A 14424-nucleotide genomic window follows, 5' to 3' on the forward strand; every position below is an offset into this window, starting at 1 on the left:
GTTCGGGTTCGTTCGAATCCGTTCGGAACATGACTCATCCGTTGTCCGGCCGCAATTTCGTCGCCATGCTGTGCGTGCTCCGGCGGATTGTCACCCCGTCGCCATCATGGGGAGATGGTGACGAAAAAGGTCTCTACACAGGGCCGGCGCTGATGCTCTGCACGCACAGTCCGTATCAGCCACGCTGGCCGCACCGACTAATGACGGGGGAGTCGCGTGTATCGGCAAAGAATAGCGTTACCACCCGAGCTCGGGCGTAGGGCAACAACTGAGCGGAATGCTAGACCGGCCGCCTGGGACAGTTACTCGTCCGCTCTGCGGTTCGGCCTTCTCGGCCCCGTGGTGATCTGGAGTGCTGATCCGAGCCGTGACGAGAGCGTCGAGCGGAGGCTCTCGGAGAACAAGGCCCGGGGCACACTCGCCGTCCTGCTGTTACGGGCCAACCGGTTCGTGACCCAGGCGCAGATGAGCCAACTGTTGTGGGACACCCCGCCGGACTCGGCGCGCTCGAACATCCGGTCCTATGTGGCGCGTGTGCGGAAGGCGCTCGACCTTGCCGACCTGGGAGTGTCGAGGCTCTCGTCGGTCAAACGGTGCGGGCCGTCGGATGGTGGTTCGTACAGCCTGCGCGTGGAGCCCATGGAACTGGACGCCGATGTCTTCGTGCGCCTGGTTCGGCGTGCGGGCGAGGAGGCGCGGGCCGGAGCGGTGGCCAGGGCCGCGGCAATGCTGCGACTCGCGTTGGGACTGTGGCGGGGCGATGCCGGCCACGCCGATCTGGCGGTGGCGGATTCCCTGCGGGCGCAGCTCGACGCGCTCAACCAGCTTCGGCTGGTGGCCCAGGAGGACCTGCTGTCGCTCCAACTCCGCCTCGGGGAACACCGGCTCCTGATCCCGGAGATCCGGGGCCTGCTGACGGAGCACCAGATGCGGGAGGGGCTCTGGGCGCAGCTGATGCGCGCCCACTACCGCTCGGGCGACATCGGTGGGGCCCTGAATGCGTACAAGGAGTACTGGCGGGTTTTGGACCGCAATCTCGGGGTGCAGCCCGGCCCCATGCTCCAGCAATTGTACAGGTCAATTCTGGACCGCGACGACGAATCGGTGTAGCGAGCGACGACGCGTTCGCCATGCGATGCCGTGCCAGGATGCGTTTCGCCGACCCACCCTGGGGCGGATCCGTGAATGGGAGGAAGAATGACTGCACCCGCTCAGAACATCGAGGAGCTCATCAGTCAGATCCAGGCTGATGAGTCGAACACGGCAGCCGCGGTCGACTCGATCGACGCGTCGTTCAGCGAGCTGGCCGGGGTCTCCTCGGAGGAACTCCAGAAGTTCCTCGAGGAGCAGGTCGGGATGAACCCGGACGAGGGTGTTCAGGGAACCTTTGTCTCCGTCGTCGTCACGCCTGCGACCCACTGCTGACCTAAAGGACGTCTCGTAACTCGGTGAAGGCGTTGCCTGGCAACGGTGGTGTGTCACCCGGCGAGGATGATGTTGTGAAGATGGGCGATGCCCGAAGCAGCATCGGCCAATGTGTGGGCGGCACGGCGGTAGTCGCGCAGGATCTTGAAGCACTTCATACGGGCCAGAGCGTGTTCGACCTGCGCTCGGACGGTGCGGTGTTGCTTGTTCAGGTCGGCTTTCCACTCGGGTAGCTCGCTGCCGTCGGTGGGTTTGCGGTACGGGATGATCACGTCGGGGTTGCCGCGGTAGGCGCCGTCGGCCATGACCGGCCGTCCGGCCAACTTCTGGTCGATACCACTGGTCCGGTAGACGATGGTGTCGTTGCGGTTGCCCGGTTGCGGGTCGCCGAGAGCGACGACGAGGCGGGTGTGAGCGTCGATGGCGACCTGCAGGTTCGTGCTGTAGCGGTAGTTCTTGCTGGGGGCGGCCAGCCGGTGGTCCCGGGTCGGGACCAGGGTGCCGTCGACGATGGCGATCTGGTCGACCCGACGCCTGCGTACCGGGGCCAGGGCCAGCAGCGGGCCGAGGCTGTCGATGACCCGGTGCGCGGCGGAGTGCGACACTCCGAACAGCGGACCGATCTGCCGCATCGTCAGGTTCGTCCGCCAGTACACAGCCACCAGCAACACCCGATCGGCAAGGTCAAGCGACCACTGCCTGCCCGGCCGGCCATCGGCGATCGCGTCACCGCCACGCTCGGCGACCAGCCTGACCAGGCGACGGAACTGGGCGGGTTGCAACCCGGTGAACGGGAAGATCCACTCCTGGCGGGCTGCCGAGATCACCTGCACCCAGACATGATCCACCATGGACCGGTTACCGAGTTACGAGACGTCCCTTAGGCAGCCATGACTGAAAGCACAGGGGCACTCGAGCTTCTGCGCGCCCGGGCGCTGGGTTTCTTCACCCCGCGCCCGGGTCGGCGCCCAGCTCCGCGCCAAATCGGCAACAACATGAACGATTTCCAGCCCGATTACGCGGTACTGGCCATGCTGGGCCTGACGGAGGACCGGATAGTTCGAGTGGAACGTTGCGCCTCGCGGCGCGTCGTTCTGATGGTGGAGCTCGACGACGGATCGGCGCGCCTCGTGAAGTTCCCGGACGCTGACGCGGAACTGGACAACGACTACGAGCGGGTCGTACTGGGCATGCTCAAGGAACTGGAGCTGCCGCCGCAGGTCCGGCAGACGGTGCCACAGATCGTCGCGTGCGGCGACGGCACCCGGGCCATCGCCCTCGACGTGGTGAAGGACTGCGACAGCCTGCGTGAACTGGTGCAGCGTGATCGGGCGGTCGACATCAGGCACCTGGTGAACCTGGCCGCCGCACTCGCCGGCCTGCACCAGGCGCCGATCCAGGACGCATACCGCAGGTACCCCGAGTGGCTGCTCCACCCTCCGGTGCCGACCTCCACGCTGCTGACCCCGTACGAGTACGCCCATGGCGCGGGGCTCGACTTCGACATCTACCTGCGGGCGATGCAGGAGCTGGAGCCGGAGTTCCGCGAACTACACGAACAGTGGCGGCCGGAGACGATCGTCCACTACGACCTCCGGGACGACAACATTCTCTTCCCGCGCGGCCCCGGCGCTGAGTGTCCGGTCCGGCTCATCGACTGGGAACTCGCCGGGTTCGGCGATCCGTGTTTCGACGTCGGCTACCTGGTCGGCCAGTTCCTGGTCGATTCGGTCCGCCGGCACGGCGATGCCGAGGCCCTGGCCGCGGCGCGGCGTAACGCCCGTACCTTCCTGAGCGCCTACCGCGCGCTCGCGGGCATTCCCGACGACACCGAGCTACGGATCCTGCGCTACGCCGGCGTCGCACTGCTCCTTCAGGCCGCGATGCGGCTGCAGCAACTCGGCATGCTCAACCAGGTCGGCTACCTGTGCCTGCTGTACGGCAAGCGGCTCATCGCCGATCCGACGCTGAAGGTGATCATGAAATGACGGCATACCTCGACGTCATTCGCCGGATCGCTGACGAGGTGGTGATTCTCGACGAGAGGACCTTCTCGCACCCCCGGTTCGGTCGACTTACCCCACCGCGTGACATGGAGGCGCGGTCCGACTACCCCGTGGTCTCCTACCTGTCCCGCGTGATCTATCTGACCTACTACGCCGGCGACGACGCCGCCGCCCGCCTGCTGATCGGCGGTGGCAAGGTGGCCGCGGCCCTGGTGGACCACGAGGACTACGAGTTCACGGAGCTGATCCACGCGGCGAACACGGGCACCGGGTACCGCGTGCGGGGGTGGCGCATCCGTGGCGTCCGTGACGGTGGCTGGCTGGTAGAGAAGGACGCCATCACGGTGCTGGCCTCCGCCGCCGACCTGATCCACGACGGTCCGCTCGAGGTCGGCGCCGAGGTCTCGGTCGTGCTGCCGCCGTGCCGACGCTATGCGGTGCTCGGCTGGTACATGGCCGTCGGTGATGAGGGACCGCCGCACAAGTCCGACCAGTCCACGATGATCCGTGTCTACTTCACCCTCGCCGGCCCGGACGCGGCACCGGACGTGATGCGGGTCGTGACGACGGCGCTGAACCGCCGGAAGGTCGCCTTCAACTTCAAGATGGCCAACCATCCGACCGCCTACGTCCGGCGCGACGCCGGGGTGCTCTACCTGCGCGAGGCCGACTGGCGCCAGCACGAATCCGTGGTGCCGGAGATGTACGGGCAGCTCACCGGCAAGCTCAGGGACGACCGCCCGTGCTTCGTCAAGCCGCTGCTGCCGGGCATCTCGTTCGCGGTGGAGCCGCAGGTGCGCGGGCGCACGGTGAGTTTCGGTGAGAACCGGTGCACCCTCGTGGCGGAGGGCCTCGTCGCCGCCCACGCCCGCGGCGTCACCGACCTGGCCGGCCGGGTCGAGGCGATCGCCGAGCGGTTCCGCCAGGAGGGCCTGTCGATCGAGCGCCCGTACGAGGCACCCCGGCCACTGCTCGGGGCGCCACGGTGACGGCCGGCGCCGAGACGGCGGCCCCCGTGCGTTCGATGGATGGCCCCTTCGTGGCACGCCGCTGTGTCCGCTCCGGCGGCGGCTACCGATGGTTCGAGCAGACGCTCGCGTCCGGCGAGTACCTGGACACGGCCCAACTGTGGCGCCTCTCCGACGTCCTGCCGGCGGGCCGGGTGGTGGCCGCGCTGCCCGAGATGGTCCGACCGGATCTGGCGGCCTGGCCGGTGCTTCCCTCGCCGGCGCTGCTGTGCGACGCCCTGTTCGGGGCCAGCCCGGACGCGGACGCCGAACCCTGGGAGAACGCCTGCGAGGCGCTCGGCGCCTTCCTCGGCCGGGTGCATTCCGTACCGGCAGCCGAGGTGTCGTTCCTGCCGGTCCGGCGCCAGGCGGCCTGGTTGGCCGCGGCGTCCACGGTCACGGCCAGGGTCGCCGCCGCGCGCGCCGATCTGGACCGGCGCGGCGACGGGCTCCTGGCGGCGGCCGCCGCCTCGGCGGGCCCGCAGGATCGGCTTGACTGCCTGGTACACGGTCGGTTCTCGTCCGGTCTGTCGGTGGCGCTCGAACGTCCGGTGGTTCTCGGCTGGCGGGAGGCCGGCGTGGGCGACCCGGACCGGGACCTGGCCTTCTTCCTCGCGGAGCTCGTCGAGGCGGCGGCCGTGGGCACCGGGGCGGCCCGGCTTCCCGGCCTGGTCGGCCGTTTCCTCGCCGGCTACACCACCATGGCGGGGCGTTTCTGCCCCGACCGGCTGCCGGGGCTGGTCGCGGACCGACTCCTGGAGCACTACGCGCAGGGCGTCGTGGCGGTCGGTTCGGCGGATCACATCGAGCAGGTGGTGGCCGCCGTGACCGCGCGGTGGCGGGAACTGGCGGACCTTCTCGGGGACGGTGACCGGTGAACGAGACACGCCACGACCTGAGCGAGGTCCGGCTCATGGTGATCGGCTCCTGCTCCGTCGCGGTGCTGGGCCTGCCGCACATCCTGCTGTGGCTCAAGAGCCGGCTGCGGCTGCGCCGGATCCGGGTTGTCCTGACTCCGATGGCCACCCGGCTCGTCACCACGGACTCGATCCGCCGTGTGGCCGGTTGCGAGGTGTACGCCGGCTGGGACGACCTGCCCGCCGACGCGCGCTCGCACGTGTCGCTGGCGGAGTGGTCCCAGGTCGCGATCGTGCTGCCGGCCACGGCGGACCTCGTCGGCAAGATGGCCAACGGCATCGCGGACAACCTCGCGACGTCGACGATCATGGCGCTCTCCTGCCCGGTGATCGTGGTTCCCTCGACCAACGCCACCACCTGGGCGAAGCCGGCCGTACGTCGCAACGTGCGGCAGCTCAGAGCAGACGGATTTACGGTCGTCGAGCCCGTGCAGGGCCTGGCGGTCGCCGGCGACACGTCGGAACCGGGCTCCATGGGGGATTACCGGCCCGCGTTGCTGCAAGCGCTGGTGCGGGCCGCCGGCGGCGAACCGCACGACCAACAACGGATCGAAGCAGAGAATATGGGGGACTGTCATGTCCGTAAGTAGCGGTACGGTTCTGCGTCGCGTTCCCGAACTCCTCGTCGAGGTTGACAGTTCCCACCAGGTACGGGTCCATCACGATCGGCGGATCTTCGAGTTCGGTCACCACGCGATGTCGCTGCTCGACGTGTTCTACGAGCCGCGTTCGCTGGCCGAGGGAATCCAACGGCTGCGTCCGAGGCTCACCGGCCACCGTGCCGTCGAGGAACTCGTGGGCACGCTGACCGCCATGGTGAACGCGGGCATCCTGACGACGGAGGCCCCGGACGGTTTCACCGACCTGATGTTTCCCATCGGCGGGTACGGGCTGGCGTACCTGAACATCGCCATCCTGGAAGACCCGCTACGCAAGGGCCTCTTCATCAAGGCGATCGAGGAGACCGTCACTCCCGACGACGTCGTCCTGGACCTCGGCACCGGCTCCGGGATCCTGGCGATCGCGGCGGCTCGCGCGGGAGCCCGGCACGTCTACGCCCTTGAGCCGGCCCGCTCCGGCGACCTCGCCGCCAAGGTCATCGCCCACAACGGCTACGCGGATCGGGTGACGATGATCCGCGGCTGGTCGACGACGACGGAACTGCCGGAACGGGCGACCGTGCTGACCACCGACATCGTCGGCAACGACTGCCTCGACATGGTGATCTGGGAGAACCTGCAGGACGCCCGCCGACGGCTGCTGACCCCCGATGCCCGGCTCATTCCCGATTCCTTCGAGACCTACGTCTACCTCGCGTGCATGCCGGAGGACATGCGGGCGCGGCACCGCGTCCTGCCCGAGCACATCGAGCGCTGGCAGGACCGCTTCGGGATGGACTTCTCGCCGATGCTGGAGGAGGACCTGAAGCGGGTCGCCGGATTCTACGAGCGCCCGGAGAAGGTCCAGGAATGGGAGCGGATGTCCGAGCCGGTGCCGTTGTACACCCTCGACCTGAACACCGACGTGCGGAAGTTCGCGAACACCGTGACGGTGCCGGTCTCCCATTCCGGAGTGGTGAACGCGGCCATCGTCTTCTTCAAGGGACGGATCGGCCCCACCACCTACCTCTCCACGGCGCCGTGGGACGGCGGTGACCGGAGCCACTGGTACACCGCGGGGTGGGCCTTCGCCGACGGGCGCCGGGTGAAGCCCGGCGACCAACTGACGCTGACCTATCACTACGAGGGCGACGGCCGCGCCCGCATCGTGCTGGACGGGGAGGAGACGCTGTGAAACTACGCGCCAGCGCACCGAAGGTGAACGGTGTCGGCACCCACCGGGAGGTGACGAGCGCGCAGACGTACGCCCGGATCACGCCGCACCTGTTGCGGGCCGGCATCACGCGGGTGGCCGACATCACCGGGCTCGACCGGATCGGCATCCCCGTCTACAACGCGATCTCGCCGCGCTCGAACGACATCATCTCGGTGTACAACGGCAAGGGCCTGACGGCGATCGACGCCAAGACGTCGGCGGCGATGGAGGGCATCGAGCGCTTCTCCGCCTGGCTGCCCCGACGTCCCGACGCGATCGCGACCTACGACGAACTCGTCGCGGAGGGCAGATCCGTGATGCACCCCGGCGAGTACGTCTTCGAGCTGGCCCCCTACTACGCCGACGATCTCCCGATCTCGTGGACCCTCGGGTACGACCTGCTGAACGAGGAGGAGGTGTTCGTCCCGCAGGACGGCGCCTGCTACTCGCCGAAGTTCCACGAGGCGCCCTGCTACAAGATCACTACGACGAACGGGCTGGCCTCGGGAAACACGATCGAGGAGGCGATCTGCCACGCGCTGTGCGAGGTGATCGAGCGGGACGCGATCACGATAAGCGAGGTGCTCAGCAGCCAACTCTGTCAGGTCCTGGAAAAGGGCCTGTCCGCGGTGCCCGCGCAGTCCCGCGAGGTCACCGGCTTCCTGCGGGAACTCAACCCGCACGTGGCCGTCAGCTCGCTGCCGGAACGCGCCCAGTCGCTCATCGCGAAGATCCATGCGGCCGGGCTGGAGATGAGGGTGATCCAGCTCAACAGCGACCTCGGCATCCCGAGCTTCATGGCCGCCACCGCCGAGGACATGGGCCCGACGGTTTCGCAGGGCCACGGTGGGTTCGGCACCCACCCGGACGCGGAGGTGGCGATCATCCGCGCCATCACCGAGTGCGCCCAGGGCCGGGTGGTCGACATCCAGGCGATGCGGGAGGACATCTCCCTGCCGGGCAGCGACGTGCCGAAGCACATGTACCACGTACGCCGCTCGTCCACCTTCGACAAGGGCGCCTGGATCTGGAAGCCGATGGGAAAGGTGCTCGACGCCGCGGACCTGGTCACGTACCAGCACGACGACCTGATGGACGACATCCGCCTGATGCTGGACCGGCTCCGCCGTGCCGGCATCAAGCGGGCCATCGTGGTCGACTTCTCGCCACCCCGCATTCCCGTCAGCGTCGTCCGGATGATCGTGCCCGGACTCGAATCGTGGGCGGTGGACCACTGCAAGCTGGGTGACCGTGCGACGGCCGCCTGGAAACGCGCGGTGCAGGACATCGCAGCACGACACCGCACCCTCGCCACCACGAGCGCACGCTAGGGAGAGCCACCGATGAGCGCTGTTGTGTATCTGGGTCCGAGTCTTCCCCGCGCGGCGGCGGTCGAGGAACTCGACGCGGAGTACCTGCCGCCGATCGCGCGCGGCGACCTCGCGGAGCTGCTGCGTCGACCCGTACTGCCGAAGGCCGTCGGCATCGTCGACGGCAAGTTCCTGTCGACCCTGTGCGTGTCGCCGAAGGAGGTCCTCGAACTCGTCGACCGTGGCGTCAAGGTCTTCGGTTCCTCCAGCATGGGCGCACTGCGGGCGGCGGAATGCCACCACTGGGGCATGGTCGGAATCGGGAAGATCTTCGAGGCGTACCGCACGGGGGAGGTGGACGCTGACGACGAGGTCGCCATCGCCTTCGACGAGGAGACCGGCGTGCCCGTCTCCGAACCGATGGTCAACCTGCGCTTCGCCGTCAAGGCCGCGCAGGAGTCCGGCGTCGTGCAGCCGGCGACCGCCGAGGCGTTCCTGCGCGCGGCGAAGAGCATCTACTTCCCGCAGCGCACCGCGCGCGCGGCGCTGCTCGCCCTCCGGGGCGCCGTACCCGATGCCGAGCACGCGGCGCTGTCGCACTACTTCGCCACCGCCGCGCCGGACACCAAGGCCGACGACGCGCGGCTGCTGCTCCGCGCCGTCCGCGAGTATCTGGCGGGCAACCAGGACCGGAAGATCGAGCGGGCGTTGGGGGTGCACCGTGGCGGAGTCGCCCTCCCGGCTTAGCCCGGAGCAGGTCGAGCATTTCCGGCAGCAGGGCTACCTGTTGCCCGTCGAGGTGTTGACGCCGGCGGAGGTCGACGCGACCGTCGCCGCCTACCGGACCTACCGTACGGTGACCGACCGGGCCGGCGGCCTGCTGAAGCGCCGGTGGAACTATCCCAAGATCCACCTGGTCGTGCGCTGGGCGGACGCGTTGGTCCATCACCCTCGGCTGCTCGACATCGCGACCAGCCTCGTCGGGCCGGACCTGCTGGTCTGGTCGACGAACCTGTTCGTCAGGACAGGGCACAGCACCAGCCGCCTGGCCTGGCACCAGGACGCACCGTACTTCGGGTGGGAGGGAGCCGAGGGCAGGGCGGTACGCATCTGGCTGGCATTGACCCGGACGACTCGCGGCAACGGCACGATGCTGTACTGCCGCCGGTCGCACGCGGCCGGTCTGGTCCGGCACGACTTCGTCGACCGTACGCTCACCGGCCTCATGCAGGGCGAGCGGGCGGACTACGAGGTCCACGAGGAGGACGTGGTCGCGGTGGAGATCGAGGCCGGCCAGGCGTCGCTCCACCAGCCCACGACGGTGCACAGCAGCGGCCCGAGTTCCACCGACGACGAGCGGATCTGCTTCGCGGTGGACTACCTGGCGCCGTCGATCCGTCCGCTGCACGGGCCGGACAGCGCCCTACTCGTCCAGGGAGAGGACCGGTACGGCCACTTCCTGCCCGAGCAGCGTCCGGCCACGGACTTCTCACCGGACGCGCTGCGCACCTTTCGGGAGGCGGTCCTCCTGCGTGACCAGCGGTTGTCCAAGGTCATGCAGGTGATACACGCCGAGCGGGCCGCCGAACGTGTCGCGTAGGTCTGAGCTGCCGCCGGGTCGCCCTGGCTGCGGCCCGGCTCCGTTCCGGTGGCAGGGTGTCGACGTCGTGCCGCCGTGGCCGGCGGAATCGCCCGGTGTCTCCGGTCGCGTCGCGCTGGACGACTGGTTTCCCCCGGTGATCAACCAGGGCACGGTGCCGCTGTGCACCGCGGCGGTGGTGACGGCGCTGGCGACCTACTTCGCGCGACGTGCCCGCGACGCGGTGGTCCGGCCATCGGTGCTCTTCAACTATCGGATGGCGCGGCGTCTGATGGGGGAACCCAACCGGCGCGGCACGCACATCGAGTCCAGCATCGCTGCGTGGCAGCGGTTCGGAATGCCGGACGAGACCGCGTGGCCGTGGACCGCCTCGACCGTCGACGCCGACCCGCCGGCCGGTCTCGCGTCGTCGCCGGGCTGCTCGTCGGAGGTCGCCTCCTGGCGGATCCGCCATGAAACGGTCGCGGCGTCGCGGTACCTCGACGTGCTGCGCGCCGCGATCGGCGTGGGGCTGCCGGTGGCGTGCGAGTTCCCGCTGTACGTCTCCCAGTTCTCCGCCTTCGAGACCGGCGCTATTCCGCTGCCGAGGGAGAACGAACGGTCGCTGGGCCGGCACGTCGCTCTGCTGGTCGGTTTCGACGACGCCGGCCGGCACCTGCGGGTCCGCAACAGTTGGGGCCCAGAATGGGGCGATCGGGGTTACGGCACCCTGCCCTACGCCTACCTCGAACAGGGGCTGGCAGGGGACAGTTGGCTGATCGTGGAGAACAGTTGGGTCGTCGCGAGAAATGGCGAGGAATCTGGCGTCGTGAGGTTGGCCGATGACGGTGTCGGAGCGTAGCCGAGCGGTACGGCTGCTCAAGTGGGCGGCATTGACGGTGATAGCCGTCGAATTGTTGCTGGTCGCGACCAGGGTGCTCGACCTCGGTGACGCGGTGATCATCGCGATCGGGCTCGAGGCGCTGTGCGGCGTGCTGGCGCTCAGCCTCGCCGTCACCGCCCGCGTGATGTATCGGCGGCTTCGCCAGGCCGGAGTGGGGCGGTGGGACGCGTTCCTTCAGGCGGCCAGCGGCGTGCTTCCCCGACCCATGGTCACGCTGCTCCGTCACGAACTCGGTGGCCTCGTCTCGATGATCCTGCTCCTACGCCGCCGCAAGGACGTGCCGGCGGGCGCCACCGTGATCCGATACGGTGCGGCCCACAAGGCGTTTCTCCTGGTGATGATCGTGCTTACTCCGGTGGAGATCGTGCTCGTGGAGCTGCTCGTGCCGTGGGCCTGGCTGCGCATCGGCCTGCTCGTCCTCGCGGCCTTCGGCCTCGAGTGGCTGTTCGGGTTCTTCTCGGGTGTGCACACGCGGCCGCACTACGTCGACGCCCACCGCCTGGTGCTCCGCACCGGACACCTGGCGGCCGTCTCCGTCGACGTCAGCTCCATCCGCGCCGTGCGACGCGAGATCCACGACAAGTACAAAGGGCTCGTCTCCGTCAAGGATGACGTCGTGGCGGTGCCGGGAATGAGCGGCACCGCACTGACGGTGACGCTGGAGCCCGGCACACCGGTTCGAGTGCAGGGCCGTGGGACCGTGCACGCCCGCGAGGTCCGGTTCGACGCGGACGACCTCGACGCCGCCATCAGGTCCATCAGGGAACGGGCGGGATCGCTCGACGGCCGGTAGTGCACCGGCTGATCCGCACCGCCAAAAGGAGAACCATGCGTCCGGTCCTGATCTACCCCCCGTTGACCGACCCGACCTGCGGCTACCACTCGCTGTGTTACCTGGACTCCTACGCCCGGGCACAGGGACAGGCGGCGGCCACCATCATCGACGCCAACATCGAGGCGTTCCACCACTCCTACACCGACCTGCCGTACGACTGGCTGACCCGGCAGGCGTCGGTCCCCTCCGCGTTCGACGATCGGATGTCGCCCGGCGCGGCTGCCGCGATGCGGTTGCGTGCCGGTCTGGTGTCGCCCGAGCAGACCGCCGACGCCGTTCGGGTGTTACGGGACCCGCTGCGCTTCTACGACTACTCGCAGTACCAGAACGCTGTCGAGACCATCGCCGGTTGGATGAACACGCTGGGCGCGGCGGGGCTGCCCGGCCAGTTCCACAACGGCTTCGAATTCCAACCGTACGACCGGTTCAACTCGTCGTCCGTCCGGGACCTCACCGACGAGGCGATGCTCGCCCGGCTGAGTAACGCGTTCACCCCGTACTATCGCGAGGAGCTGCTGCCCCGGCTGGTCGCCGGCGGCCACGACGTGGTCGGCGTCAACATCACCTTTGTCTCGCAGCTGCCGTTCGCGCTGTGGATGGCGCGGCTGATCCGCCGGGCACTGCCGGACGCGTTCCTGGTCGCCGGGGGCACCGAGGTCTCCGACGTCTGGAAGTACGCGCTGGACAAGAGCATGGTGTTCCAGATCTTCGACGTGTTCGACGCGCTGGTGGTCGGCGAGGGCGAGACCGCGTACGTGGAGATCCTCGACGCCCTCGACGCGGGCCGGCTGCCCAGCGGCCACCCCAACGTCCGGCTGCACCCGAGGTACGGCATCGGCCGGGCCCTGCCGATGTTCAAGTACGAGCAGCTCGCCACCCTGCCGACGCCGGACTACTCGACGCTGCCGTGGGAGCAGTACCTGAGCCCGGAGCCGTTCGTGTACTACTCGCCGACCCGGGGCTGCTACTGGAACAAGTGCACGTTCTGCGACTACGGCCTCAACGGCGACAGCCCGACCAGCCCCTGGCGGCAGGGTCCGGTCGACAAGATGGTCTCCGACGTCACGGCGATCTCGCAGTTCGCCAGGTTCATCTACTTCTCGGTGGACGTACTGGCGCCGGCGACCATCCTGCGCTTCGCCGAGCGGGTGGTCGAGTCGGAGCTGGACTTCCGGTGGGGGGCCGAGATCCGCCTGGAGAAATACTGGTCGGTCGAGCGGTGCCGCACTCTGAAGGACAGCGGGTGTGTCTCCGTCTCGGTGGGCTTCGAGTCGGCGAGCCAACGCATCCTCGACCTGATCGACAAGGGCACCACCCCGGCCCAGGTGTCGCAGACGATAGATGCCATGACACAGGCCGGCATCGGCGTGCAGATGATGGGGTTCACCGGCTTCCCCTCGGAGACGGCGGACGAGGCCATGGAGTCGATCAGTTTCCTGCGCGAGCACCGCGAGTTGTGGACGTTCGGCGGACTGGGCACGTTCATGCTCACCGCCGGGGCGATCGTCGCCAAGCAACCCGAACGGTTCGGGCTGCGTAACGTCGTGCCGTATCCCGACCACGACATCGCTCGGGCCCTCAGCTTCGAGCAGATCGACGGCACGCTGGACGAGGGTGAGCTGGCCAAACTGGAGGAGGCGAAGGCGGCTCTGACGAGCAACGACCTCGGACGGCCCTGGGTCGGCGGGACGGACTGCGCGCACACCTACCTCTACCAGGACCGGTACGGCATGGACATCCTGAAGGTGGTGGGGCCCGCCCAGCCGGACCGCGCGGCCCGCTACGTCCTCAACGGCACGCTGATCCGCCGTCCCGAGCCCGAGGTGGTGCGGCAGTACCAGTACTTCTACTGGTCCGGCCGCAACAGCTCCGACCGGCCGGGCCGGTTCGCCTTCCGGCGAATCGACGGTCGGCTGTATCTCATCCCGGACGCCCTGGTGCCCCTGCTCCAACTGTTTGCCGTGCCACGCGATCTCCCGGCGGCGGAACTCGCGCTCACCGGCGTACCACCGTCCGTCGCCCGGCAGGCGTGGGACTTCATCGTCGGCCGCCGGCTGGTACGCCCCGAGCCTCCGGGGTCACCCTCGATGAAGCTCAACCCGCCCGGCGCAGCGGACGGGCCCGGCCTGGGCTCCGGCCCGAGATTCAGGTCGTCGGGGCGACCACCCGGATGATGCTCGCCCCGCTCACCGTGCTGCCGTCGCTGACCACGGCGGTGACGAGATTGTAGTAACCGGGTTCGGCATCGGTGCCGATCACGATGGTGCTGACGGGGCGTTCGTCGGGCCCGCCAGAAGGACGAACCGGTGCAGCCTCGAAGGTGGCCGGCCCCGGGTCTGCCGCGGCCTTGAGGTCACCTGTCGTGGCGTACGGACCGGTCAGGCGCGCGGTCAGCTCGACCTGCGGCGGGGCCACGGCAGGCTGCTCCGGGGACTCGACCGTCCAGTGCACGGTCAAGGTCTGCCCAGGCTGGTACGGCCTGTCGATGTCTCCCGCCTCGCAGCAGCTGTACGTCACCGACGTGGCCCCTTCCGGGCCGGCGGGCTCGGTGCCGCAGGCTGCCAGCAACGGCAGGACAAGGCAGGCGAGGAACCGCATCCGAGACACGTTCACACAGCGGATCGTA

General features: G+C 68.7%; 15 protein-coding genes. 13 read left to right on the forward strand and 2 right to left on the reverse strand.

Going from position 1 to position 14424, the window contains the following annotated elements:
• Window positions 1-339 precede the first annotated feature (339 nt).
• Together GA0070604_RS11390 and tvaA are read left to right on the forward strand one after the other, a co-directional pair.
• The gene (locus GA0070604_RS11390; protein ID WP_167363434.1) at window positions 340-1110 is read left to right on the forward strand and encodes an AfsR/SARP family transcriptional regulator; all 771 of its coding nucleotides are present in this window, start codon (window positions 340-342) and stop codon (window positions 1108-1110) included.
• Between the two features lie 87 nt (window positions 1111-1197).
• Entirely contained in the window at window positions 1198-1425 is a 228-nt protein-coding gene (gene tvaA / locus GA0070604_RS11395) for a thioviridamide family RiPP peptide (RefSeq protein WP_091117924.1), read from the forward strand.
• A gap of 53 nt (window positions 1426-1478) precedes the next feature.
• Here the strand turns inward: tvaA and GA0070604_RS11400 are convergent, their stop codons facing one another.
• Window positions 1479-2258, reverse strand: a complete 780-nt coding sequence (locus tag GA0070604_RS11400; protein WP_091127035.1) for a transposase family protein — start codon at window positions 2256-2258, stop codon at window positions 1479-1481.
• Between the two features lie 57 nt (window positions 2259-2315).
• On the opposite strand from GA0070604_RS11400, the gene GA0070604_RS11405 reads away from it, so the two are divergent.
• The 11 genes from GA0070604_RS11405 (at window position 2316) to GA0070604_RS11455 (ending at window position 13972) form a co-directional block, all read left to right on the forward strand.
• Window positions 2316-3413 carry a phosphotransferase family protein gene (locus tag GA0070604_RS11405; RefSeq protein WP_091117925.1) on the forward strand — a complete coding sequence of 366 codons (1098 nt, stop codon included), beginning with the start codon at window positions 2316-2318 and terminating at the stop codon, window positions 3411-3413.
• Window positions 3410-4420, forward strand: a complete 1011-nt coding sequence (locus GA0070604_RS11410) for a T3SS effector HopA1 family protein (protein WP_091117926.1) — start codon at window positions 3410-3412, stop codon at window positions 4418-4420. Before GA0070604_RS11405 ends, GA0070604_RS11410 begins: the two co-directional genes overlap by 4 nt.
• Window positions 4421-4455: 35 nt before the next feature.
• The gene (locus tag GA0070604_RS11415; protein ID WP_141721275.1) at window positions 4456-5316 is read left to right on the forward strand and encodes a phosphotransferase; all 861 of its coding nucleotides are present in this window, start codon (window positions 4456-4458) and stop codon (window positions 5314-5316) included.
• 35 nt (window positions 5317-5351) lie between these two features.
• Complete coding sequence (locus GA0070604_RS11420; RefSeq protein WP_091127036.1) at window positions 5352-5945, forward strand: flavoprotein; 594 nt, start codon at window positions 5352-5354, stop codon at window positions 5943-5945.
• Window positions 5932-7149 (forward strand): 50S ribosomal protein L11 methyltransferase, encoded by a 1218-nt coding sequence (locus GA0070604_RS11425; RefSeq protein ID WP_091117928.1) that lies wholly within the window; start codon window positions 5932-5934, stop codon window positions 7147-7149. Before GA0070604_RS11420 ends, GA0070604_RS11425 begins: the two co-directional genes overlap by 14 nt.
• Complete coding sequence (locus GA0070604_RS11430) at window positions 7146-8501, forward strand: YcaO-like family protein (protein WP_091117929.1); 1356 nt, start codon at window positions 7146-7148, stop codon at window positions 8499-8501. Before GA0070604_RS11425 ends, GA0070604_RS11430 begins: the two co-directional genes overlap by 4 nt.
• Before the next feature lie 12 nt (window positions 8502-8513).
• Window positions 8514-9227, forward strand: coding sequence for a TfuA-like protein (locus GA0070604_RS11435; RefSeq protein WP_091117930.1), 714 nt, complete (start codon window positions 8514-8516; stop codon window positions 9225-9227).
• Window positions 9202-10080 carry a phytanoyl-CoA dioxygenase family protein gene (locus GA0070604_RS11440; RefSeq protein WP_167363435.1) on the forward strand — a complete coding sequence of 293 codons (879 nt, stop codon included), beginning with the start codon at window positions 9202-9204 and terminating at the stop codon, window positions 10078-10080. The genes GA0070604_RS11435 and GA0070604_RS11440 overlap by 26 nt, the downstream gene beginning before the upstream one ends.
• Window positions 10081-10147: 67 nt before the next feature.
• The gene (locus tag GA0070604_RS11445; RefSeq protein WP_091117932.1) at window positions 10148-10921 is read left to right on the forward strand and encodes a C1 family peptidase; all 774 of its coding nucleotides are present in this window, start codon (window positions 10148-10150) and stop codon (window positions 10919-10921) included.
• On the forward strand, window positions 10902-11756 hold the full coding sequence (locus tag GA0070604_RS11450) for a hypothetical protein (protein ID WP_091117933.1): 855 nt from the start codon (window positions 10902-10904) through the stop codon (window positions 11754-11756). Before GA0070604_RS11445 ends, GA0070604_RS11450 begins: the two co-directional genes overlap by 20 nt.
• Window positions 11757-11791: 35 nt before the next feature.
• A complete protein-coding gene (locus GA0070604_RS11455) occupies window positions 11792-13972 on the forward strand; it encodes a B12-binding domain-containing radical SAM protein (RefSeq protein ID WP_091117934.1) in 2181 nt (726 codons plus the stop codon).
• On the opposite strand, the gene GA0070604_RS11460 is transcribed toward GA0070604_RS11455, so the two are convergent.
• A complete protein-coding gene (locus GA0070604_RS11460) occupies window positions 13944-14411 on the reverse strand; it encodes a hypothetical protein (protein WP_244161846.1) in 468 nt (155 codons plus the stop codon). The genes GA0070604_RS11455 and GA0070604_RS11460 overlap by 29 nt on opposite strands.
• Between the last annotated feature and the right edge of the window lie 13 nt (window positions 14412-14424).

Source organism: Micromonospora eburnea (genome assembly GCF_900090225.1).
Lineage (GTDB): Bacteria > Actinomycetota > Actinomycetes > Mycobacteriales > Micromonosporaceae > Micromonospora > Micromonospora eburnea.